The 23,161-nt window shown below is 61.0% G+C and carries 19 protein-coding genes; 6 read left to right on the top strand and 13 right to left on the bottom strand.

All coding sequences use genetic code 11. From position 1 onward, the window contains the following. Window positions 1-140 precede the first annotated feature (140 nt). The 3 genes from FHX05_RS10205 (at window position 141) to secD (ending at window position 4,867) form a co-directional block, all read left to right on the top strand. Window positions 141-1,661: a glycosyltransferase family 39 protein gene (locus tag FHX05_RS10205; RefSeq protein ID WP_183871478.1), complete on the top strand. Its 1,521-nt coding sequence runs from the start codon at window positions 141-143 to the stop codon at window positions 1,659-1,661. Window positions 1,662-1,799: 138 nt separating this feature from the next. After that, window positions 1,800-2,219 carry a hypothetical protein gene (locus FHX05_RS10200; RefSeq protein WP_183871476.1) on the top strand — a complete coding sequence of 140 codons (420 nt, stop codon included), beginning with the start codon at window positions 1,800-1,802 and terminating at the stop codon, window positions 2,217-2,219. A 92-nt stretch (window positions 2,220-2,311) separates the two neighbouring features. Next, entirely contained in the window at window positions 2,312-4,867 is a 2,556-nt protein-coding gene (gene secD / locus FHX05_RS10195; RefSeq protein WP_183871474.1) for a protein translocase subunit SecD, read from the top strand. A 48-nt stretch (window positions 4,868-4,915) separates the two neighbouring features. On the opposite strand, the gene FHX05_RS10190 is transcribed toward secD, so the two are convergent. Beyond that, a complete protein-coding gene (locus FHX05_RS10190) occupies window positions 4,916-5,791 on the bottom strand; it encodes an SMP-30/gluconolactonase/LRE family protein (protein WP_183871473.1) in 876 nt (291 codons plus the stop codon). 275 nt (window positions 5,792-6,066) lie between these two features. On the opposite strand from FHX05_RS10190, the gene FHX05_RS10185 reads away from it, so the two are divergent. Then, entirely contained in the window at window positions 6,067-8,136 is a 2,070-nt protein-coding gene (locus FHX05_RS10185; RefSeq protein WP_183871471.1) for an ATP-dependent helicase, read from the top strand. Window positions 8,137-8,288: 152 nt separating this feature from the next. Here the strand turns inward: FHX05_RS10185 and mmsB are convergent, their stop codons facing one another. The 8 genes from mmsB to FHX05_RS10145 all read right to left on the bottom strand — a co-directional run bounded on the left by mmsB (window position 8,289) and on the right by FHX05_RS10145 (window position 16,636). Further along, window positions 8,289-9,170, bottom strand: coding sequence for a 3-hydroxyisobutyrate dehydrogenase (gene mmsB, locus FHX05_RS10180; protein ID WP_183871468.1), 882 nt, complete (start codon window positions 9,168-9,170; stop codon window positions 8,289-8,291). A gap of 22 nt (window positions 9,171-9,192) precedes the next feature. Beyond that, window positions 9,193-10,251, bottom strand: a complete 1,059-nt coding sequence (locus FHX05_RS10175) for an enoyl-CoA hydratase/isomerase family protein (RefSeq protein WP_183871466.1) — start codon at window positions 10,249-10,251, stop codon at window positions 9,193-9,195. A 39-nt stretch (window positions 10,252-10,290) separates the two neighbouring features. Then, window positions 10,291-11,886: a GMC family oxidoreductase N-terminal domain-containing protein gene (locus FHX05_RS10170; RefSeq protein ID WP_183871464.1), complete on the bottom strand. Its 1,596-nt coding sequence runs from the start codon at window positions 11,884-11,886 to the stop codon at window positions 10,291-10,293. A gap of 163 nt (window positions 11,887-12,049) precedes the next feature. Continuing rightward, window positions 12,050-13,033: a branched-chain amino acid ABC transporter permease gene (locus FHX05_RS10165; RefSeq protein ID WP_183871463.1), complete on the bottom strand. Its 984-nt coding sequence runs from the start codon at window positions 13,031-13,033 to the stop codon at window positions 12,050-12,052. Between the two features lies 1 nt (window position 13,034). After that, entirely contained in the window at window positions 13,035-13,922 is an 888-nt protein-coding gene (locus FHX05_RS10160; RefSeq protein WP_183871462.1) for a branched-chain amino acid ABC transporter permease, read from the bottom strand. Between the two features lie 3 nt (window positions 13,923-13,925). Then, complete coding sequence (locus FHX05_RS10155) at window positions 13,926-14,627, bottom strand: ABC transporter ATP-binding protein (protein ID WP_183871461.1); 702 nt, start codon at window positions 14,625-14,627, stop codon at window positions 13,926-13,928. A gap of 2 nt (window positions 14,628-14,629) precedes the next feature. Next, complete coding sequence (locus FHX05_RS10150) at window positions 14,630-15,412, bottom strand: ABC transporter ATP-binding protein (protein ID WP_183871460.1); 783 nt, start codon at window positions 15,410-15,412, stop codon at window positions 14,630-14,632. Between the two features lie 15 nt (window positions 15,413-15,427). Continuing rightward, entirely contained in the window at window positions 15,428-16,636 is a 1,209-nt protein-coding gene (locus tag FHX05_RS10145; protein WP_015338764.1) for an ABC transporter substrate-binding protein, read from the bottom strand. 172 nt (window positions 16,637-16,808) lie between these two features. Between FHX05_RS10145 and FHX05_RS10140 the strand changes: the two genes are divergently transcribed. Then, complete coding sequence (locus FHX05_RS10140) at window positions 16,809-17,735, top strand: LysR family transcriptional regulator (RefSeq protein ID WP_183871459.1); 927 nt, start codon at window positions 16,809-16,811, stop codon at window positions 17,733-17,735. A 14-nt stretch (window positions 17,736-17,749) separates the two neighbouring features. Here the strand turns inward: FHX05_RS10140 and galE are convergent, their stop codons facing one another. From galE to FHX05_RS10120, 4 genes are all read right to left on the bottom strand, one after another. Continuing rightward, the gene (gene galE / locus FHX05_RS10135; RefSeq protein WP_183713123.1) at window positions 17,750-18,787 is read right to left on the bottom strand and encodes a UDP-glucose 4-epimerase GalE; all 1,038 of its coding nucleotides are present in this window, start codon (window positions 18,785-18,787) and stop codon (window positions 17,750-17,752) included. A gap of 414 nt (window positions 18,788-19,201) precedes the next feature. Next, the gene (locus FHX05_RS10130; RefSeq protein WP_183713125.1) at window positions 19,202-20,368 is read right to left on the bottom strand and encodes a pyridoxal phosphate-dependent aminotransferase; all 1,167 of its coding nucleotides are present in this window, start codon (window positions 20,366-20,368) and stop codon (window positions 19,202-19,204) included. A gap of 145 nt (window positions 20,369-20,513) precedes the next feature. Next, complete coding sequence (mscL, locus tag FHX05_RS10125; protein ID WP_112608065.1) at window positions 20,514-20,939, bottom strand: large conductance mechanosensitive channel protein MscL; 426 nt, start codon at window positions 20,937-20,939, stop codon at window positions 20,514-20,516. 249 nt (window positions 20,940-21,188) lie between these two features. Continuing rightward, the gene (locus FHX05_RS10120; RefSeq protein ID WP_112400945.1) at window positions 21,189-21,755 is read right to left on the bottom strand and encodes a TetR/AcrR family transcriptional regulator; all 567 of its coding nucleotides are present in this window, start codon (window positions 21,753-21,755) and stop codon (window positions 21,189-21,191) included. A 137-nt stretch (window positions 21,756-21,892) separates the two neighbouring features. Between FHX05_RS10120 and FHX05_RS10115 the strand changes: the two genes are divergently transcribed. Further along, entirely contained in the window at window positions 21,893-23,104 is a 1,212-nt protein-coding gene (locus FHX05_RS10115; protein ID WP_183871458.1) for an MFS transporter, read from the top strand. Window positions 23,105-23,161: the final 57 nt, after the last annotated feature.

The raw sequence follows: 23,161 nt of genomic DNA, 5'->3' as shown, positions 1-23,161 counted from the left end.
TCTCAGATCCAAGATCGGACATATGGCAGCTCGTGGCCAAGACGGCGAGCGCTGCTGTTCTTACGGACGGCAGGGAGCTAGCTTTGGCCTCAATAGTTCCGTATTAAGCCTCACGATCAGGCACCGAGACCCATCTTTTAATGCTCGACACGACCCATTCCCGAACAAACGCCCAGAAACTTTCGCTGGGGCTCGCCCTCGCGATCATCTTCGGAGTGACGCTCTGGCGCGTGCTCATGTTGCTTCTCAACAAGACGGATCTCTTCGTCGATGAGGCGCAATATTGGTTCTGGGGTCAGAATCTGGATTTCGGCTATTATTCCAAGCCGCCGATGATTGCCTGGGTCATCCGCTTCTTCAATACGATCTCCGGCTCGGATTCGACCTTCTGGATCCGCATATCGGCGCCGCTCTTCCATCTTGCCACCGCCCTGATGCTGATGTGCACCACGCGGCGGCTGATCGACGACGAGACCGGACGCGAGATTGCGCCATGGGTCGGCGTCATCTTCATCACCCTGCCGGCTGCCTCGCTTTCCGCCGTGCTGGTATCGACCGATACGATCCAGATCCTGTTCGTGACGATCGCCATCTGGGCCTTTATCGGTCTGACCAAGCGCTCCTCGGTACTGGAAGCCGTCATCCTCGGCGCCAGCCTCGGTTGCGCTTTCCTGACGAAATATTCGGTGCTCTTCCTTCTGCCGGGCGTCGGGATTGCCATGCTGACGATGCGTTCGGCGCGGATCGCCTGGCGGGATATGGTGATTGCCGCCATCGTCGGCGCCATCGTCGTTTCGCCCAATCTCTGGTGGAACCTTACCCATGACGCTGCGACCATAAAGCACACGGAAAACATCGCCCAATGGAGCAAGAGCGGCGGCGGCAACACTCTGGCGAAGCACATACTCAACGGGCTTAACTTCTTCGGCGCGCAGTTCGGCGTGGTCGGCCCGGTCGTCTTCTTTGCGCTCTTGTGGGCGACGTGGCGCCTGATCCGTGGACAGAGCGACGACCGCGAAAAGCTGCTGTTCTGGCTATCGGTACCTGTCGTAGCGCTAATCACGCTGCAGGCACTTCTCGCCAAGGCCTATGCCAACTGGGCCGTCTCGGCCTATGCCGCCGGTACCATTCTTGCCGTATGGCTGCTCTATCGGCTGACGAAAAAGGGGCTGAGCACCTCGCTGATCATAGGCGCCGTCGTCGCCGTCGTGATCCCGGTACTGACGGTCTTCGCCTATGACATCAAACTGCCGAACGGCAATCTCGTTATGAAGCGCTATGTCGGCCGTAGCGTCATCAGTCAAGAAATCGCCGATATCGCCACGCAGGCGAAGATGAGCGAAATCGTCGCGCAGGATCGCGATATCCTTGCCGATCTTTATTATACGCTGAAGGGCAAGCCGTTCCGTATCTATGCCCGGCCTTTCGGCGGCTTCCCCCACAACTATTATGAGCAGGATTTTTCCCTGCCGGCCAGTGTGACCGGTCCGGTATTGTTCGTCGACAACGATCCGATCGAGTGCCCGGAAGGCCAGGCCGAGCCGCTGAAGAGCTGGTCGCCGCCCTATGGCGAAATGAAGGGCAAGACGCTCTACGCCTATCGCGTGCCGGCATCCTGTCTGGCGCCCAAACCGTCAGTAAGGGGTGCGGCGGAAAATTAAGAAATCGAGCCGGGACTGTTGACCGGCTCGTGCAACTGCATCATGACAGGCCGCTACTAGGAAGACGCTAGGCGTCCTGTTATCATGACCGAACCGCCGGAGTTCGCTCCGGCAAAGGAATGAAGGCATTTTGGACCGTTGAGCCCGCTCGAATTCGGCGCCGCCGACAGCGAAGATAGAGACGAGAGGACGCATCGCGCCGGAGCGCGCGTGATCGCCTCGCTGTTCGTCGCATTTTTCGCCTATATCGGACTGGCGCTCGGCGGCGGCATCAATCTTGCCACGCGCGCCGATGCCGAAGCCCTCTCCTCAGGCAAGGACAGTCAGCCCCTCTACCTTTCCCTGCGCGATCCGGTGCGCGGCATTATCGTCGCCGACCGGCTGGTGACGCCGAAGGCCGCATGGCAAGACCTCGGCCCTGCAACACTTGCCGCCCTGCCCACCCTCGGATATCCGGCGACCTCCTGGCTGCTGAGCCGCCCGAAAGATGCCGCACGGCTCGAATCCCTGGCGTTTCGCGCCTATCTAGCGCGCGCGCCTCCAGGCGCGCTCACCTAAGCGTTGGCGCCTACGCGCCGCATTTCCGATAAGACCTCAAGTCCGCCTGCGGCCAGGCCGTCGGCATAAGCCTATTTTCAAGGATAATACCCATGCGTACCTCACCATGGCTCGTGGCACTCTATACAGTGGTCATCGTCATCGGCTTTCTGATTGCAATGCCGAACGTGCTGCCGCAGTCGGTTCTCAGCAAGATCCCATCCTGGCTGCCTCATAGCCAGGTTTCGCTCGGCCTCGACCTTCGCGGCGGTTCCTATCTCGTTCTTGAAGTCGACGAGAAGGATCTGACGAACGGCCGGCTGCAATCGCTGCAGCAGGACGCCCGGCGCGTGCTGCGCGACAAGAACATCCAGACCCGCTCGATCATCCGCAACGGCGATCAGATCGTCGTGACGCTCACTGATCCCTCGCAGAGCAGCGATGCAGTCACGCAACTGCGCACGCTTGCCAATACGATCACATCCGGCCTCTCAGCCGGTCAGTCCGATCTCAACATCACGCCGAATGGCGCGACGATCGCGATGTCCTTCTCGCAGGCAGGTATTTCGGCCAACGTCGATTCCGCCGTCCAGCAGAGCCTTGAAGTCATCCGCAAGCGCGTCGACCAGGTGGGCGTTGCCGAGCCGACCATTCAGCGCGTCGGACCGAACCGAGTTCTCGTCCAGCTTCCGGGTGCGCAGGATCCCTCGCATCTGCGCGAGCTTCTCGGTTCGACCGCCAAGATGTCCTTCCATCTGCTCGCCGATAATGCCGATCCAAACAATCCGCCTCCCGGCGTCACCATCATGAAGGACGAGCGGGGCACCAGCTATCCGGTTCTCGACCGCATCGAACTGTCCGGCGACCGTCTGACGGACGCCCGCGTCAGCTTCGATCCGAACACGCACGAGCCGCTCGTCACCTTCCGCTTCGACAGCGCCGGCGCCAACCGTTTTGCCGAAATCACCCGCGAAAATGTCGGCAAGCCCTTCGCAATCGTTCTCGACAACAAGGTGCTGAGCGCACCGAATATCCGCGAGCCGATCACCGGCGGTTCAGGCCAGATCTCCGGCAACTTCACCGCAGACAGCGCCACCACGCTTGCAGCCCTGCTGCGCGCCGGCGCTCTGCCCGCCAAGCTCACCGTCATCGAAGAACGCACCGTCGGCGCCGATCTCGGTAGCGACGCGATCCAGAAGGGCATCTATAGCGGCCTCGTCGGCTTCGTCCTGGTTGCCGCCTTCATCTTCGTGCTCTATGGCGCCTGGGGCATTCTCGCCAATGTCGCGCTGCTCATCCACACGGTCCTGACCTTCTCAGCCCTGACGCTTGTCGGCGCCACGCTGACGCTGCCCGGCATCGCCGGTATCGTCCTTGGCATCGGCCTTGCGGTTGATGCCAACGTTCTCATCAACGAGCGCATCCGCGAAGAAACCCGCAAGGGCCGCGGCGCCTTCGCCGCCATCGACAATGGCTTTAAGAAGGCCTATTCGACGATCATCGACGGCAACATGACAGCCCTCATCGCCGCCGCGATCCTGTTCTACTTCGGCTCCGGCCCCGTTCGCGGCTTTGCCGTGACCATGGGTCTCGGTCTCATTATCTCGATGTTCACCTCCGTCGCCTTCGTGCGCGTCGTGATGATCGCCATCACCCGTGGCCGCAAGCTGAAGGTGATCAACATCAGACCGCTGATCCCCTTCAGCCCCTATGACAAGCACATCCAGTTCATGAAGGCCCGCTTCTTCGGCGTCACCGTCTCGGCGATCCTGTCGATCGCCTCGGTGGTTCTGTTCATCCATCCGGGCCTCAACTACGGCGTTGATTTCCGCGGCGGCATCCAGATGTCGGTCAAGACCAAGGACGCAGCCGATCTGTCTACGTTCCGCGAGGGCTTGAACACGCTCGGCCTCGGCGAAATCGCACTGCAGTCCTTCGGCGACAACAATAGCCTCCTTGTCCGCGCTCAGCGCCAGGACGGCGGCGAAGAGGCGCAGACGGCAGCTGTGACCAAGCTCAAGGCCGAAATCGTCAAGATCGACCCAAGCGCGACCATCGAAGGCACCGATGTCATCGGTCCAAAGGTCTCGGGCGAGCTTGCCTGGGCCGGCATCCTGTCGGTCGTAATCGCCAGCCTGGCGATGCTCGTCTATATCTGGGTGCGGTTCGAATGGCCGTTCGCGGTCGGCGCCATCGTCACGCTGGTGCTCGATGTGACCAAGGCGATCGGCTTCTTCGCGATTACCGGCCTCGATTTCAACCTGACGGCCATCGCCGCGATCCTGACGCTTGTGGGATATTCGGTGAACGACAAGGTCGTGGTCTATGACCGCATGCGTGAAAACATGCGGCTCTACAAGTCGATGCCGCTGCGCGACATCATCGACAAGTCGATCAACGAGACCCTGGCGCGAAGCCTCTATACCAATGCCACCGCCTTCCTGGCGCTGGTGCCGATGGCGATCTGGGGCGGCAGCGCCGTCTCCAGCTTCGCGATCCCGATGGTGTTCGGCATCCTCGTCGCCGGCGCCTCATCGGTCTTCATCGCGGCGCCGATCCTGCTGTTCCTCGGCGACTGGCGTCGCCGTCATGCCAAGCCGGTCGCCAATGACACGGCGTCGGCAGTCGGCAAGTCCGGTAAGGACAACAAGCAGATTCCTGCTGCTTAACACATGAAAAGAGGACATGCCCGGCTTCCGGGCATGTCCTCCAGCCGCTTACGAAATCGGCGGCATATGCAAAGGCAAGCCCGGACGCGGGGCCGTAATCTTTTCTACAACTCCGTTTTCCTGCTCGCTGACGAGCAGATGCTTGCCGTCCACGGTGAAGGCGATATTGGCCGGCCTTGTGCCGTCGGTGCGGATATGGCCGGCCATTTTTCCCTCGGTGTCCACCATGGAAATTTCACCCAGGCCGTACATGGCACAATACAGCATGCCACTGCGATCAAAAGCGAGGCCTGCCGGTCCGCGCAGCGCATTGACGGCAGGGGATGTCATCGACTGGACAAACATTTCCTGCCTGCCGCCCACGACTTGCCGATAGATTTTTCCGGTCAGCGTTTCGCTATAGTAGAGCAATCCGTCGGTACCGAAGGCAATACCGCTCGCAAAGAGCAAGCCGGCTGCCAGGACCCGGATGACCCGGCCCTCCGACGGATCGATCTGATAGACGCAGCCATTATAAGCCGCCTTGAAGAAATCGGGATGGATGTGGCCGCCTTCGAGAAGATTGGCAAGGCGGATACCGGAATCGATCATATAAAGCAGGCCGTCAGGTCCGAAAGCGAGTGCATTCGGATGGAGAAACGGACCATCGGCGCTGCCTTCAATGACCTGCAGGACGCGGCCTTGCGCCGACAATCTGACAAGGGAATTCTCCGGGCCATTGGCAACCCAGAAACATCCGTCACCATCCGCCGCAATCCCCATCGGCCAGCCGCCGACCCGGCAAAGTTCCTGCGGTACGCCGCTTGCGTCGAAAAGTTTCAGACAGCGGCGACTGGCATCCATTTCTGCGACCGCGAGGCGGCCGTCCGGCAAGGCCACGAGGCCGCTAGGCAGACGCAGCCCGGTGGCAATCGTTTCGTTCATGTTTTGAAACCTTCATTCTACGCATTACGAAGCCCCAAAAACTCAAAATGCTGCGCCGAAATGATACATAAGCACGAAGAAGATCCTTTTCGAGCCGGGCGAATGCAAATCCCGATAAGATTCTTGCGCCAGAGGTCACATCCGCGTGCGAGCCCTGCTAATCTTGACAGGCTTTAGCGATTCGGAACATCCATAGAACGTTCCTATATCTTCGCGTTTGCGATTCGCCGCATATCGCGCTCCGCGCCGGCCGCCGGAGGTAGTCAGGAGAGTTAATGACCGCCGCCTATCTGGAAAAGCTGAACCCGGAGCAACGGCTGGCGGTGGAACACGGCACGACTGTAGGCGACGGTCATATTGCCGGGCCTCTGCTGGTCATCGCCGGAGCCGGCTCCGGCAAGACGAATACGCTTGCGCATCGCGTCGCGCATCTGATTGTTAGGGGTGCCGATCCGCGCCGCATCCTGCTGATGACCTTTTCGCGCCGCGCCGCCGCCGAAATGGGCCGCCGCGTCGAGCGCATCTGCCGCGAGGTACTGGGAGCGAATGCCGGCATCACCGCCGATGCACTTGCCTGGACCGGTACGTTCCATGGTATCGGCGCGCGCCTGCTCCGGGATTATGCAGAACAGATCGGCATAGACCCGGCGTTCACGATCCACGACCGCGAAGACAGTGCCGACCTCATGAATCTGGCGCGTCATGACCTCGGTTTTTCCAAGACGGAGAACCGCTTCCCGACCAAGGCGACCTGCCTTGCTATATATTCGCGCTCCGTCAATGCCGAAGCGCCGCTCGACGGCGTGTTGCGCGACTTCTTCCCATGGTGCACCATGTGGGAGCAGCAGCTGCGCGATCTTTTCGCCTGTTATGTCGAGGCAAAGCAGGTGCAGAACGTACTCGATTACGACGACCTGCTGCTTTACTGGGCGCATATGCTGCAGGAGCCGCTGATCGCCGAGGATATCGGCAGCCGCTTCGATCATGTGCTTGTCGACGAATATCAGGACACCAACAGGCTGCAGTCCTCCATCCTGCTCGCCCTGAAGCCGGATGGCCGGGGATTGACCGTCGTCGGCGACGATGCGCAATCGATCTATTCTTTCCGTGCCGCAACCGTGCGCAACATTCTCGATTTCCCCAAGGCTTTCACGCCATCGGCCGACATCGTGACGCTCGACCGAAATTACCGCTCGACCCAGCCGATCCTAGCTGCAGCTAACGCCGTGATCGATCTTGCGTCCGAGCGCTTCACCAAGAACCTGCGCACCGAGCGGCAGAGCGCCGAGCGGCCGCGGCTGGTAACGGTGCGCGACGAGGCCGATCAGGCGCGCTACATCGCCGATCAAATACTGGAAAATCGCGAGGGCGGTGCAAGGCTCAAGCAGCAGGCGGTGCTTTTCCGCACTTCGAGCCATAGCGGCCCGCTGGAAGTGGAGCTCACTCGCCGCAACATTCCCTTCGTCAAGTTCGGCGGGCTGAAGTTTCTCGATAGCGCCCATGTCAAGGACATGCTGGCGGCGCTGCGTTTCGCCCAGAACCCGCGCGATCGCGTAGCGGGGTTCCGCCTGATGCAGCTCCTGCCCGGCGTCGGCCCTTCGACAGCACGGCGCGTGCTCGACCAGATCGGCGAAGAGGCAAGCCCTATCACGGCACTCACAGAACTCCCGCCGCCGCCGCGCACGGGAGACGACTGGACCGCCTTTGTCGAGACGATGCGGGAGGTCAAAAGCGGGAAGGCCGGCTGGCCGGCGGAAATCGGCCTCGTTCGCCAATGGTACGAACCGCATCTGGAACGCGTACATGAGGATGCATCGACCCGCCAGGCGGATCTCGTCCAGCTCGAACAGATTGCCGCGGGCTACGGCTCGCGTGAGCGCTTCCTCACCGAGTTGACGCTCGATCCACCCGACGCCACCAGCGACCAGGCGGGTGTGCCGCTACTCGATGAGGACTATCTGATCCTTTCCACCATCCATTCCGCCAAGGGCCAGGAGTGGACGAAGGTCTTCATCCTCAACGCCGTCGATGGCTGCATCCCCGCCGATCTCGCCGTCGGATCATCCGCCGAAATCGAGGAGGAACGACGGCTGCTCTATGTCGCGATGACGCGGGCTAAGGACAATCTCGATCTCGTCATTCCGCAGCGGTTCTTCGTGCACGGCCAGCATGCGCAGGGCGACAAGCATGTCTTCGCCTCGCGCACCCGCTTCATTCCGGCAACATTGCTGCAATTTTTCGAGGTCTGCGGCTGGCCGCAGGCACGGGCTGAAAGCGCTGCCGCCATTCGGGCGCGCGAGGTGCGCGTCGATGTGGGTGCGCGCATGCGGGGCATGTGGCGGTGAGTTGGGGTTATTGAGGCCGGCAGGTCAGGCATGTTCTTTGATGCCGCATCATCGTCCGTGGCCCCTCACCCTAGCCCTCTCCCCGCGAGCGGGGAGAGGGCTAGGGTGAGGGGCAATCCGAGCTCAATTCACTCGATCACCGCGCGTTACACTCACTTCGCCTCGCGAAACATCTCGATGATCGCCGAAAAATCGCGGCCGCCGTTGCCGAGCTTTTCGAAGAGCGCGTAAAGCTGCGCGGCTTCAGCACCCAGAGGCGTCGACGCGCCGCTGGAGAGCGCCGCTTCCTGTGACAGGCGCAGATCCTTCAGCATCAAGGCGGCGGCAAAACCGGGCTTGTAGTCGTTGTTGGCGGGCGACGTCGGCACAGGGCCGGGCACCGGGCAATAGGTATTGATCGACCAGCACTGCCCTGACGAGGTCGATGCGACGTCAAAGAGAGCCTGGTGCGAAAGGCCAAGCTTTTCGCCGAGCACGAAGGCCTCGCAGACGCCGATCATCGAGATACCGAGGATCATGTTGTTGCAGATCTTTGCGGCCTGGCCGGCGCCGGGATCGCCGCAATGGACGATCTTCTTGCCCATCACCTCGAGCAGCGGTTTGGCAGCGGCGAAGCTTTCCGCCGAGCCGCCGGCCATGAAGGTCAGCGTCCCGGCCGCGGCGCCTCCGGTGCCGCCGGACACTGGCGCGTCGAGTGAGAGGCAGCCGGCATCGCCTGCCATGGCATGCGCCTTGCGGGCGCTGTCGACGTCGATGGTCGAGCTGTCGATCAGTAAGGTTCCCTTGGGCACGGAGCGCAGCACGTCGGTCCAGACGGTCAGGACATGCTGGCCCTTCGGCAGCATGGTCACGACCACTTCTGCATCGGCCAGGGCCTCGGTCAGCACGCTGGCGGCTTTCACGCCCGACGTCTCGGCCGCCTTCAGCACGTCATGCGAGAGGTCGAATCCTGTGACGGCGTGGCCGGCCTTCACGAGATTGGCGGCCATCGGGCCTCCCATATTGCCGAGGCCGATGAATGCGATCCGCGTCATGATGTTTTCCTCCCATGATCGGTTATCTTGCGAAAAGCGGCGGCTGCGCCGGTATGAAGAAACGGTCGATGGCATCCGCCGTCACTTCGGCAAGGCTTGCCGGAGACCATTTCGGATTGCGGTCCTTGTCGATGACAGCGGCGCGTACGCCTTCGTAGAAATCGTGATTATACAATATGCCCTTGCAGGCGCCGAGTTCACGATCAAGGCATTCGGCCAGATTGGCGCTCGCTCTCCCCGCCCTGAGCAGCCGCAAGGTCAGCTTCAGGCTCGTCGGCGAGCGGCTGGCGATCACGCTTGCAGCTTCTGCGGCAAACTCTCCCGGTTCTCCGGCCAAGGACTTCAGAATTTCCTCCACCGTGTCTGCCGAAAACGTCCGATCGATCACATCGCGGTTTGCCGCAAGCCGGCTTTCGCCGGCATCTACAGCCATCGTCCTTATGAGGGCGTGCACGTCTGCGGTAGAGGCCGCAGCGGGCAGCGCGGCTATCGCATCGATGAGGGCTGGCAATGCGGAAGACGCGACACAATGATCGGCAAAACCGGCGTGGATAACATCGGCTGCACCGACGGTCTGCCCGGTCAGACCCATCCAAGTGCCGGCCTCCCCCGGCGCGCGCGGCAGCAGCCAAGTGGCACCGACATCCGGGAAGTAGCCGATGCCGGTTTCGGGCATGGCAAGGCGCGTGCGTTCGGTGACGACGCGATGGCTGCCGTGGGCCGAGAGGCCGACGCCGCCGCCCATCGTGATGCCGTCCATCAACACGACATAGGGTTTGGGATAGCGCGAGATGGCATGGTTGAGCAGAAACTCCTCGCGCCAGAAGGTTTCCGCTTCATCAGTGCCCTCCTTGCCGCTCCGATGCAGCAGGCGGATATCACCGCCTGCGCAGAAGCCACGTTCCCCCTCGCCCAGGACGATGACGCTTGCGACCTTCGGATCTACGGCGAAATCCTCCAGGGCCGGCACAATGACCCGCACCATCGGCAATGTCAGGCTATTCAGTGCCTTCGGGCGGTTAAGCTTGATAATGCCGGCCGATCCGCGCCGCTCAATGATGACTTCGTCCGTGCTATCCATGCAAATCTCCTATCCCTGCTGCCATCCATGAATAGGGCTTCATCTGTTGTCGGCAAGGATCATTTCGGCTGCCTTCTCGGCGATCATGATGGTTGGCGAATTGGTGTTTCCCGAGGTGATCGACGGCATGACGGAGGCGTCGGCGATGCGCAACCCTGTCAGCGCCCGCAGCCGCAGGCGGGGATCGACGACGCTTTGCGCGTCACCGCCCATGCGGCACGTGCCGACCGGATGGAAAATCGTCGTGCCGATATCGCCGGCGGCGCGCTCCAGATCGGCATCCGTCTCATAGGCCGGCCCCGGCTTGAATTCCTGCGGCCGGAACCGGGAAAAGGAGGGCTGGGCGACGATGCGCCGCGTCAGGCGAATGGAGCGCACGGCAATTTCCCGGTCGCGTGCGGCAGAGAGATAGTTCGGACTGATGGCCGGCTGCATCGCGAAATCGGGGCTGCGCACATGCACGGAACCGCGGCTTTCGGGACGGAGATTGCAGACACTCGCGGTGATCGCCGGAAAGGGATGAACGGGATCACCGAACCTGTCGAGCGAGACCGGCTGCACATGATATTGCAGGTCCGGTGTTTCCTTGTCCGGTCCGGAGCGGGTGAAGATGCCGAGCTGGCTCGGCGCCATCGCCATGGGGCCTGAACGGCGCACCAGATATTCGAGGCCAATCGCCGCCTTTCCGATCAGTTTCGTCGCCTTCTCGTTCAGCGTGGGCACGCCGGTCACCTTGTAGGCGAGGCGAAGCTGCAGATGATCCTGCAGGTTCTCGCCGACGGACCGAACCTCGCGCACGACCTCGATGCCCGCTTTGCTCAACACCTCGCCATGGCCGATGCCCGAAAGTTCTAGAATATGCGGTGAGCCGATGGAGCCGGCTGAGAGTACTGTCTCCTTGTTCGCATAAGCGTGCTTCGCCACACCATCGTGCTGGAATTCGACGCCGGTGACGGCATCGCCATCGACGATCAGGCGGCGGACCTGCGCCTTGGTATGGACTGTGAGATTGCCGCGCTTCATCGCCGGGCGCAGGAAGGCTTTTGTCGTGTTCCAGCGGATGCCGGAGCGCTGGTTGACGTCGAAATAGCCGGAGCCTTCATTGTTGCCACGATTGAAATCCGCTGTCTCCGGGATACCGGCCTCCTTGGCCGCGGCCTGGAAGGCATCGAGCACTGCCCAGCGCACGCGCGCCTTCTCGACGCGCCATTCGCCGCCGGCGCCATGCATCTCGTCCTTGCCGCGATAATGATCCTCGGACTTGATGAAGTAGGGAAGCACATCGTCCCAGCCCCAGCCGGCGCAGCCGAGCTGACGCCAGAGATCATAGTCGCGCGCCTGGCCGCGCATGTAGATCATGCCGTTGATGGAGGAGCAGCCGCCGAGCACCTTTCCGCGCGGATAGTTCAGCGACCGGCCGTTTAGGCCTGCCTCCGGCGATGTGGTGAAGCACCAGTCCGTGCGCGGGTTGTTGATGCAATAAAGGTAGCCGACCGGGATATGGATCCAGTGGTAATTATCGTTGCCGCCCGCTTCCAACAGCAGCACCCTGTTGTTGCGGTCGGCCGAGAGCCTGTTGGCCAGCACGCATCCGGCACTGCCGGCACCGATGATGATGTAGTCGAAGCGATCCATGTTCAAACTCAGTGATCCCCTCTCCCCGCCAGCGGGGAGAGGGTTAGGGTGAGGGGCCGGAAGGTTCGGCAGAACTCGGTTTTCAAACTACCCTCGGAATAGCCCCTCATCCCCCCTCCGGGCACCTTCTCCCCGTCAAAACGGGGAGAAGGAAATCAAGCGGTCAGCGGCGATATTCAAATCCCAGCTTCCGTCCCAGCCTTGAGGCATAGAACTCGCCCACCACACCGCGGCGGAAGAGCAGGACGCAAACCATGAAGACGATGCCGGTGATGATGGTGACGGGGAATTCCGAAGTCGCCAGATAGTTTTCCAGCGTCGCCACGAATCCCGCACCGAAAATCGGGCCGATCAGCGTGCCGATGCCGCCAAGGAGCGTCATGAGAATGACTTCGCCGGACATCTGCCAGGCGACATCGGTGAGCGTCGCGAACTGGAAGACCAGCGCCTTGACCGCGCCGGCAAGCCCCGCCAGCGCCGCCGACATGACGAAGGCGCCAAGCTTGTAATGCGCGACGGAATAGCCGAGCGAGATCGCCCGCTGCTCGTTCTCGCGGATCGATTTCAGGATCATCCCGAAGGGCGAATTGATGAAACGCCAGATGATCAGCACGCCGATCAGAAAAACCGCAAGGACGAAATAATACATGTTGAAAGAGTTGCTGAGATCGAGGACGCCGAAGAGATAGCCGCGCGGAACCGACTGAATGCCGTCCTCGCCGTGGGTAAATGCCGCTTGCAGGCAGAAGAAATAGAACATGTAGGAGAGCGCCAGCGTGATCATCGCGAAATAGATGCCCTGCCTTCGGATGGCGACGAAGCCCATGACGAGACCGAGCAGGGACGCGCCGGCGACGCCGATCAGGATACCGAGCTCGGGCGGGAGACCCCATTCCTTCACTGCATGAGCAGTGAAATAGGCCGCGCCGCCGAAGAACGTGGCATGGCCGAAAGAGAGCAGGCCGGCATAGCCGAGCAGCAGATTGAAGGCGCAGGCGAACAGCGCGAAGCACAGCACCTTCATGACGAAGATCGGGTAGATGAAGAACGGCGCCCAGATCAATCCGACGAGGCCGACGACCAGAAGCAGCTTTTGTACGGAAAGCTTCGAACGCTCCTTGGAGTTCAAGCTGATCAACCCAGCCATATCACGCCTCCCGACCGAAGAGGCCGGCTGGCCTCAGAAGCAGTACGATCGCCATGATCACGAAGATGACGATATTCGAGGCTTCAGGATAGAAAACCTTGGTGAGGCCCTCGGCAATCCCAAGCATATAGCCTGTGACGATCGCGCCCATGATCGAGCCCATGCCGCCGACGACAACGACGGCGAAGACGATGATGATCATGTTCGATCCCATCAGCGGCGAGACTTGATAGATCGGCGCGGCCAGCACGCCGGCAAAGGCGGCAAGCGCCACGCCGAAGCCGTAGGTGAGCGTCAGTAGCACCGGCACGTTGACGCCGAAAACCTGGACGAGCGTGGAATTCTCGGTCGCGGCACGCAGATAGGCGCCGAGCTTGGTCTTTTCGATCAGCAGCCAGGTGCCGATGCAGACGATCAGCGAAGCGATGACCACCCAACCGCGATAGACGGGCAGGAACATGAAGCCGATATTTTTCGCGCCCGCCAATTCCGTCGGGACGGCGTAGGGCTGACCGGAGGAACCGTAGAGATAGCGAAAGGTCCCCTCGATGGTCAGGGCCATGCCGAAGGTGAAGAGCAATCCGTAGAGCGGATCGATCTTGTAAAGCCGGCGCAGGCAGAGCCGCTCGACCAGCGCACCGAACAGGCCGACGATCAGCGGTGCCAGAACGAGGGCCGGCCAATAGCCGATGCCGGCATAGGCGAGCAGCAGATAGGCGGTGAAGGCGCCGAGCATATAGAGGGCGCCATGGGCGAAATTGATGACCCGCAGCATGCCGAAGATGATCGCGAGCCCAAGGCTCAAGAGCGCGTAGAAGGAACCGTTGATGAGCCCGATCAGCAATTGACCGAGAAGGGCCTGCGCGGGAATGCCGAATATCGTCGTCATGGCTCAGACCCCCAGGACCTTGTGGAGCATACCCATGCGTTCGGAGAGCTCGCCGACCGGGAATTCCGAGACCATCTGGCCGCGATCCATCACATAGAAGCGATCGGCGATGCGGCTCGCAAAGCGGAAATTCTGCTCGACGAGCAATATGGTCATGCCGCGACCTTTGAGCTTCTGCAGGACTTCGCCGATACGCTGGACGATGACGGGCGAAAGGCCCTCGGTGGGTTCGTCGAGCAGCAGCATACGGACGCCAGTGCGCAGGATGCGAGCCATGGCGAGCATCTGCTGCTCGCCGCCCGAAAGCCTGGTGCCGACGCTGTTGCGCCGCTCATGCAGATTGGGAAACAGCTCGAAGATCTCGTCGAGCGTCATGCCGCCCGCTGCGACGACTGGCGGCAGCATCAGGTTTTCATAGACGCTGAGCGTCGAGAAGATGCCGCGCTCCTCCGGCACGAAGCCGATGCCCTGATGCGCCGTCTTGTGCAGCGGCACCTGCATCATGTCCTTGCCGGCGAATGTAACTCTGCCCTTGCGGGCGCGGACGATGCCGACGATCGTGCGCAGCGTCGTCGTCTTGCCGACGCCGTTGCGGCCGAGGATGGTGATGGTCTCCCCCTCGCCCACACGCATATCGACACCGTGCAGAATATGGCTTTCGCCATACCAGGCATTGAGACCCTGAACGTCGAGAAGCGTCGCCATCGTCAAGCCTCCTCCGTGCCCATATAGGCTTCGCGGACGCGCGGATCGCGGCTGACTGTCGCGTAATCGCCCTGGGCCAGGATCTCGCCGCGCTGCAGCACCGTGACATGATGGCAGATATCGGCAACGACCGAGAGATTGTGCTCCACCATGAGCACGGCCCTGTCGCGCGCGACGTCGCGGATGATCGCGGAGACCGTGTTTACGTCCTCCAGCCCCATGCCGGCCATCGGCTCATCGAGCAGCAGCACCTTCGGATCGAGCGCAAGCGTGGTGGCAATCTCCAGCGCGCGCTTGCGACCATAGGAAAGATCGGCGGCGACGGCATTGCGCTCTTTAGAAAGGCCGACGGAGGCAATGAGCTGTTCGGCGCGCGCATTGAGGCTGTCGAGGGCCGATAGCGGCCGCCAGAACTGGTGGGCGAGATTGCTTGGCCGCTGTAAGGCGACCCGCACATTGTCCAGCACCGTCAGATGCGGGAAAACGGCGGAAATCTGGAAGGAGCGCACCAGGCCCATGCGCGCGACCTTGTCAGGTCTCGTCTTGGTAATATCGGTGCCGAGCAGTGTGATGGTCCCATGCGTCGGCTGCAGGAACTTGGTGAGCAGGTTGAACACCGTCGTCTTGCCGGCGCCATTCGGGCCGATCAGCGCGTGGACCTGGGCATGATGTACGTCGAGATCGACATTCTTGACAGCGGTGAAGCCGCCGAAATCGCGGCGCAGTCCCCGGGCGGACAAAACCACCCGGGGCTCTTCATGCGGATGTGTCGCGGACATCGCCATGGGCCGGTCCGTGTCCTATTGCTTGACGAGGTCGCAGCCGCTCTTGGCCGGATCGATATAGGCTTCCTTGCCAGGGATCGTTGCCAACACGTTGAAGTAATCCCACGGCTCCTTGCTCTCCTCAGGCTTCTTGACCTGAAGCAGATACATGTCGTGGATCATTCGGCCGTTGGCGCCGACCGTGCCGCCGCGGCCGAAGAAATCATCAACAGGCATCTCATGCAGCTGCTTGGCAACGGCGTCGGTATCGTCCGTGCCGGCCTTCTGCACGGCCTTCAGATACTGCATCACGGCGGAATAAGTGCCGGCATGGATCATGTTCGGCATCTTGCCGGTGCGGGCAAAGAAGCGCTTGCCGAATTCGCGGCTCTTGTCGTCGAGGTTCCAGTAATAGCCTTCCGTCAGCGTCAGGCCCTGCGCTGCCTGCAGGCCGAGGCCGTGCACTTCGGCGAGCGTGAAGAGCAATGCCGCCAGGTGCTGGCCACCCTGGGTGATGCCGAATTCGGAGGCCTGCTTGATGGCGTTGGAGGTATCGAGGCCGGCATTGGCAAGACCGATCACCTTGGCGCCAGACGATTGCGCCTGCAGCAGGAAGGATGAGAAATCATTCGTTGACAGCGGATGACGGACGGAGCCAAGTACCTTGCCGCCGCTGGCCTTGACGAAATCGCTGGTCTGCTGCTCGAGCGAATAGCCAAAGGCATAGTCCGCAGTCAGGAAGAACCAGGTGTCGCCGCCCTGCTTGACGAGCGCGCCGCCGGTGCCGACGGCGAGAGCATGCGTGTCATAGGCCCAATGGAAGCCATAGGGCGAGCATTGCTTGCCGGTGAGATCGGTCGTGGCAGCGCCGGTGACGATGTCGATCTTCTTCTTTTCCTTGCCGACCGCCTGAACGGCGAGCGCGACCGAGGAGGTCGTCAGCTCCATGATGGCATCGACCTTGTCCTGGTCGTACCATTGGCGGGCGATGTTGGAGGCGATATCAGGCTTGTTCTGGTGGTCGGCATCGACGATTTCGATCGGCACGCCGAGAACCTTGCCGCCGAAATCCTCGGCGGCCATCTTGGCGGCCGCTACCGATGATTTCCCGCCGAAATCCGCATAGACGCCGGATTGGTCGTTGAGGATGCCGATCTTGACGACACCATCGGACGGGCCGGCGGCGAAAGCCGCAGTGCTGGCTGCAAGCAGAAATGCAAGGGACGCAATAAGACTCTTTCGCATATCCTCTCCTCCCAGAGATTTGGCAAAAATGAATCTGTTCAAAATTGGCTAGCCGCTTTCCTCAAAACGGCTTTTCCCGACCGCCAAGATCACGGAATTCGCGCGTTGACGCAAGTCGCGATTGCAATTAATTCCAAACAAGGTCTGTTCATTTTTGAACAGAGGAGGATGCATGAAGCGTACGCCGCACTTTACCTGGGACGATTTGCAATTTTTCCTCGCCGTTGCGCGAACAGGGCAGCTTTCTACCGCGGCGCGACAATTGCGCAGCAGCCATGCCACGGTCTCGCGGCGCATCGACCGGCTGGAATTCGCCTTGAAGGTCAAGCTCTTCGAACGCAATCCACGCGGTTACATGCTGACCAGCATGGGGCAGCGCTTCGTCGATACGGCCGAGCACATGGAGCAGGAGACGGAACGTCTTCGCGCCGATCTTTCTGCGGGATCGGCAGCACAACGAGGTGTCGTGCGCATCAGCGCGCCAGAGGGGTTTTCCAACTTCTTCTTCACCGGCGTCCTGCCGGAATTCACTGCGAAGCACCCAAACATTTCACTCGAGCTGATCACCATCCAGCAGATCATGTCGCTCTCGCGCAAGGAGGCCGATATCGTCGTGGTGCTCGACCCGCCGAAGGCCGGACCCTACTTCACCGAGAAGCTTACCGACTATCATCTCCAGGTCTACGGATCGCGCGACTACCTCGCCCGCCATCCGCCGATCGAAAGCCGCGATGACCTGCCTGACTTCGCCTTTATCGGCTATATCGAGGATATGATCTTCGCGCCGGGCCTGGATTATCTCGATGACGTCCATCCGCGCATCAGGCCGCAATTCCAGAGCTCAAGCATCTTTGCGCAGCTGACGGCGACCAAGAATGGCCAGGGGCTGTGCGTGCTGCCGTTCTTCATCGCCGGCAAGCACCCCGATCTGCAGGTGGTCCTGCCGCACGAGGTGGATCTTAGGCGCCACTACTGGATCACATGCCATCGCGACCTGCGCCAATCGCCGCGGGTGCGCACCGTCATCGATTTTCTCGCGGACGCCGTGCGCAAGAATGCGCCGGCCTTTCTTGGTCCCTGGAGACGTCCGGAAAGCTGAGATCGTCAGTCGCGTTACAGCATGCTTGGAGCGGCGTAGACCCTGCTGACGCCGGCGGCATCAAAGCCCGCGCGTTCGGCGAGGCGGAGCTCCCAATCCAGCGACGAGCGCACGATCATTTCCAGATCGTTGTATTTCGGCGTCCATCCCAATTCGCGACGAGCAAGCGTCGCATCGGCGACGATACTGGCCATATCGCCGACGCGCCGGGGAGCGATGTGGATGCGGAAGGCGCGGCCATAGACGCGCATGACCATGTTGAGCACGTCCAGAACCGAATAGCCCTGGCCGTAGCCGCAATTGGCAACCAGTGAGCGGCCGTCTTCGCGCAGATGCCGCAATGCCATCAGATGCGCCTCGACGAGATCGCTGACGTGGATATAGTCGCGAACACCGGTGCCGTCATGCGTCGCATAATCGGTGCCGTAGATATCGACCTGACCCCGGCGGCCGAGGGCCGCCTCGCAGGCGACCTTGATGAGGTGGGTGGCGCCGTTGGTCGATTGCCCAGCCCGCCCCTCGGGATCGGCGCCGGCCACGTTGAAATAACGCAGCGCCACATAGCGGAAGTCATAAGCAACAGCGGCATCGCGCAGCATCAGCTCGGACATCAGCTTGGATTGACCATAGGGGGATTCAGGCCGCAGCGGCGCATCTTCGCCGACCGGCCTATCCGCCGGCTGCTGGCCATAAACAGCGGCGGTGGACGAAAAGACGAAATGACGGATGCCAGCCCTGATGGCGGCACTCATGAGGATGCGGGTCTTGCCGGTGTTGTTCTCATAATAGGCAAGTGGATCCTCGATCGACACCGGGACGACCGCCGAACCGGCAAAATGAATGATGGCCTCTATATGGTTTTCAGCGAAAATCTGATGCAGGAGCGCTTCATCGGCGATATCGCCGAGATAGAAGCGGGCAGCCGGCGGAACGGCCCAGCGAAAGCCCGTGGAGAGACGATCGAGGACAACCACGTCCTCTCCCGCGTCCAGCAATCTCCAGACCATGTGGCTGCCGATATAGCCGGCCCCGCCCGTCACCAAGACAGTCATTCTTCGCGTCCCCGCCAAGTCTACCGGCTCCATATGAGGCCGCTTCCCCTGCGAAATTGATTAAAAGCGGGCGGCGTGGCGGGAAAGATTGCGGCGATGGTTAGGGTGGGCTTTCGAGGATCGATTGGATTTTATGGATTGACGCTATTGCATGCTTGGAGAGTACGCACCCCCCTTTGTCACTTCGTGACATCTCCCCCACAAGGGGGGAGATTGGAAACTTGTTGCAGCCTCTCGCGCCCAATGAGCGTCATATCTGTTGACGCCAAAGCTTCATCGCTCTTGCTGAGCGCGGCAAACTCCCAACGATCTCCCTCCTCGTGGGGGAGATGTCGCGATAGCGATAGAGGGGGCTCAGAGGTGAAGCAATCGAGAGAATACTTTTCGATCGTGGAGCCGATCGAAGCAAAGCCCTCACAGACCCAAAATATACCGACTCAACCGCTCCGCCGCATCCGCGACCTGTACCGGATCGCGCAGGAAGCAGGCACGCATGAACAGCTCGCCGCCTAGACCGAAAGCCGTCCCAGGCGCGAGGCCGACACCGGTCTTGTCGACGATGTCGATGGCGGCCTTGCGGCTGTCGGTGACGCCATCGATCTTCAGGAAGGAATAGAGCGCGCCATCCGGCTTCAGCGTCTGCACGCGATTGGTAGCAATCAGCGCATCGCAGAGGATATCGCGCGAGCGAGTGGCCTTCTCGATATTGGAGCGGACGAAATCATCGCCCTCGTTCAAGGCCGCAACCGCGCCTCTCTGCATGAACTGCGCGACGCCCGAGGTCGAATATTGCACGAGGTTTTCGATCACCTGCCCGAGCTCTGCAGGTGCGACGATCCAGCCGACGCGCCAACCGGTCATCGACCAGTTCTTCGAGAAGGAATTGACGAAGAGGATCTTGTCGTCCGCTTCCTTGACGTCGAGGAAGCTCGGCGCGCGGCCGCCGGCATAGTAGTAGAGCGCATAGATTTCGTCGGCCATGATCCAGAGATCGTGCTTGCGCGCTAAGGCGAGAATATCGCTGAGATCCTGATGGGTCGCCGTCCAGCCCGTCGGGTTGGACGGGGTATTGATGAACAGGCCCTTTGTCTTGGGCGTGATCGCCGCTTCCAACCGATCGAGATCGAGCGACCATTTACCGTGCTCGAATTGTAAGGGTACGGCGACGGAGCGGGCGCCTGCGATCTCGAGCGCGGCAGCGATGTTCGGCCAGGCGGGGGAGAGATAAACCATCTCGTCGCCGGGAGCGGTGATGGCCTGCACGGACAGCTGAATCGCCTGCATGCCGGAGCCGACGACATAGAAGTTCTCCATCGGCAGCGAGGTGCCGAAATGCCGGCCATAATAATCGGCAAGCGCCTGGCGCAGTTCCGGAATGCCGCGCTGCCAGGTGTAGAAGGTTTCGCCGGCGTTGAGCGAGGCCATGGCGGCGCGATTTATGAAATCCGGCGTCGGCAGGTCACCCTCGCCGACCCAAAGCGGCAGTAGGCCCTCACGGCCACGGGCATAATTGACCACTTCGACGATCCCGCTTTCAGGTGCTGCAAGCGCGCGCGGGCTGAGGCTATCTAGTATCGACATGCAAAGTCTCCGGTTTCCGCCTTCATAAAGCAGAGCGGCGGACAAATCCCATGACTTTGCCTTAGTGACCAATCGATTTTGGTGATGAATAAAGCCCCAGTCCTCGCATGGACCGGGGCTTGCAAAAAGAGTCGAGCAAAGCGAGTCAGCGCTTTGCGAGAAGGTCGCGGATTTCCGTCAGCAACTGGACATCAGCCGGCGGCGGTGCCGCTTCGGCGACCTTGTCATCCTTACGCTCGACTTGCGCGCGCAACGCGTTCACGCCCTTGACCATCAGGAAGATGATCCAGGCGAGAATGAGGAAATTGATGAGGACAGTGATGAAGCTGCCGTAGGCAAGAACCGCGCCCTGGGCACGGGCCGCAGCGAGCGTCGGTGCGTTGACACCCGAGGCGAGGCCGATGAAGTAGTTCGAAAAATCGAAGCCGCCGAAAATCGCGCCGACGATCGGCATGATGATATCGTCAACCAGCGATTTCACGATGCCGCCGAAAGCGCCGCCGATGATCACGCCGACCGCAAGGTCCATGACGTTGCCTTTAGCGATAAAGGCCTTGAATTCATTAAGCATTGAGCAGTCCCCTTCGCGTTGCCGTTGAATTCACTGATGATAATTAGCACCATCTTTTTCCTTATTTTTCAACAGCAAATCGACAGCGCGCCTTGCTCAAGCATGCATATCCCATGATAATTCCACAACCAAAACAACCTTACCGCGCATATGTTCGACTACTTATTCGTCAGTTGCGAGCAACCAAGCCGAAGCGACAGAATGTGCTTGGGGAGTTCGAGTGAGTCGTTCGCAATCGCCGATCGCGCATCAAGTCCTGGCTGTACTCTCCGGCATTACCTTCGTGACGAGCCCGCGAACGTAGTCGGAGTCGGGCGCCTGGTCGAAGAGGATGCGATAAATGATCGGCGAAATGACGTGATCCATCAGTTCCGTCAAGGTGGGAAAGGGCTCGCCGCACGCCTCTGCCCGTGCGATGAAGACGCTCAATTGACAGCGCATATAGGTGCCGCATTTCTCCGCGTTTGCACTGTCGGCTGCCGCAAGAACGTCGCGCAGCATTTGCCGGCCAAGCCCGGAGGCCATCTCATCGGCATATTGTTCGACCCATGCCGCCAAATCTTCACGCGCGCTACCGATGCTCGCCGGCTCGCCCTCCGGCCGCAGGTGCGACGCGGCAACGTCGGCCAAAAGCGCCTGAAGGTCGCCCCAGCGGCGGTAGATCGTCGACGGCGTGACGTTGGCACGCTGCGCGATCAGGGGGATCGTTACATCGGCGCGATCCATGGTTGCCAGCATATCGCGGACGGATTGATGCACGGCCGCCTGCACTCTGGCGCTGCGCCCGCCGGGGCGGGGATTTTCTCGATAGCCCATAAGCCCTTGCCAATTTTTCCCGTTTTGCGGATCGCGAATGACTAAGGGCATCCACTAACGCAAATTATTTGCTTTTATACGCCAGGCATCCTATATCCGCCTAACGCAATCTTTTAGCTTTAGGTAGGATATAGTCGATGACCGAACTCGATTCCACCGCCAGCGCTCCGATTTCAGCCGCCAGACGCCTAGCGCCGTTCTATTATGCCGCAACCAGCGCCTTGTTTTTGGCCGCCTCATCCGCACCGACGCCCCTCTACCGCCTTTATCAGCAGGCCTTCGCCTTCTCGCCGGTATTGCTTACGGTGATCTTCGCCGTCTATGCCTTCTCCCTTCTCGCCGCACTGCTCATCGTTGGCTCGATTTCGGACCATCTCGGGCGCCGACCGGTGATCTTCACATCGATCCTCCTCAATATGGTGGCCACAGCGCTGTTTTTAATGGCTCGAGGTCCGGATTGGCTGATTACCGCCCGCATCGTGCAGGGCTTTGCGACGGGCACTGCCATCAGTTCGATCGGCGCCGCCCTTGTCGATCTCGATCCGATCAGGGGATCGATCACCAACAGTCTTGCCCCGCTTGCCGGCATGGCGATCGGCGCGATCGGCACGAGCCTGCTGATCCAGTTCGCGCCGGCTCCGACCGTGCTTGTCTATGTCGTGACACTTGCCCTGCTGACACTGCAAGCCGCGCTGCTATGGATGGTGCCGGAAACAACGAGCCGACGGCCCGGCGTATTCGCATCGCTGAAGCCGGAAGTCGCCGTTCCCAAGCAGGCACGCCGGACGCTGCTGGCGCTGACGCCGATCAATATTGCCGTCTGGGCGCTTGCCGGCTTCTATCTGTCGCTGGTGCCTTCGCTGGTCAGCGCGACGACCGGCAGCACGGCGCCACTGGTCGGCGGCTCCGTGGTCGCAGCCTTGACGATCAGCGGCGCTGCCGCCGTCTTCCTGCTGCGCCGGAGATCCGCCACCATGATCATGAAGTTCGGCATACCGACCATGAGCCTCGGCATACTGACCATCATCGCCGGCATGCATGCGGCTGAAGTGTCGATCCTAGCGCTCGGAACTCTGATTGCCGGCTCGGGCTTCGGCGCAGCTTTTCTCGGCACGGTGAGAAGCATCATGCCGCTGGCCAAGCCCGACGAACGCGCCGGGCTGCTTTCGGCCTTCTACATCCAGAGCTATCTCGCCTTCAGCGTCCCCGCCATCCTGGCCGGCTTCCTTTCGAAAGCACTCGGCTTCGCCGAAGCCACCGATATCTACGCGGCGGCGATCCTTCTGCTCATCGGCTGGGGTGTGGTTGCGTTGAGGGCGGGGCAAGAGAAGCCATTAAGCCATGCGTAAGCATAATCTTACGCAATCTCTCTGATCTGACGCTGAACCAATCAGTAAAAGGGCCGC

The sequence above is a fragment of the Rhizobium sp. BK491 genome, assembly GCF_014194925.1.
GTDB lineage: Bacteria > Pseudomonadota > Alphaproteobacteria > Rhizobiales > Rhizobiaceae > Rhizobium.
The sequence above is the reverse complement of the archived record's forward strand: the minus strand, read 5'-3'. Positions and strand labels throughout refer to the sequence as shown.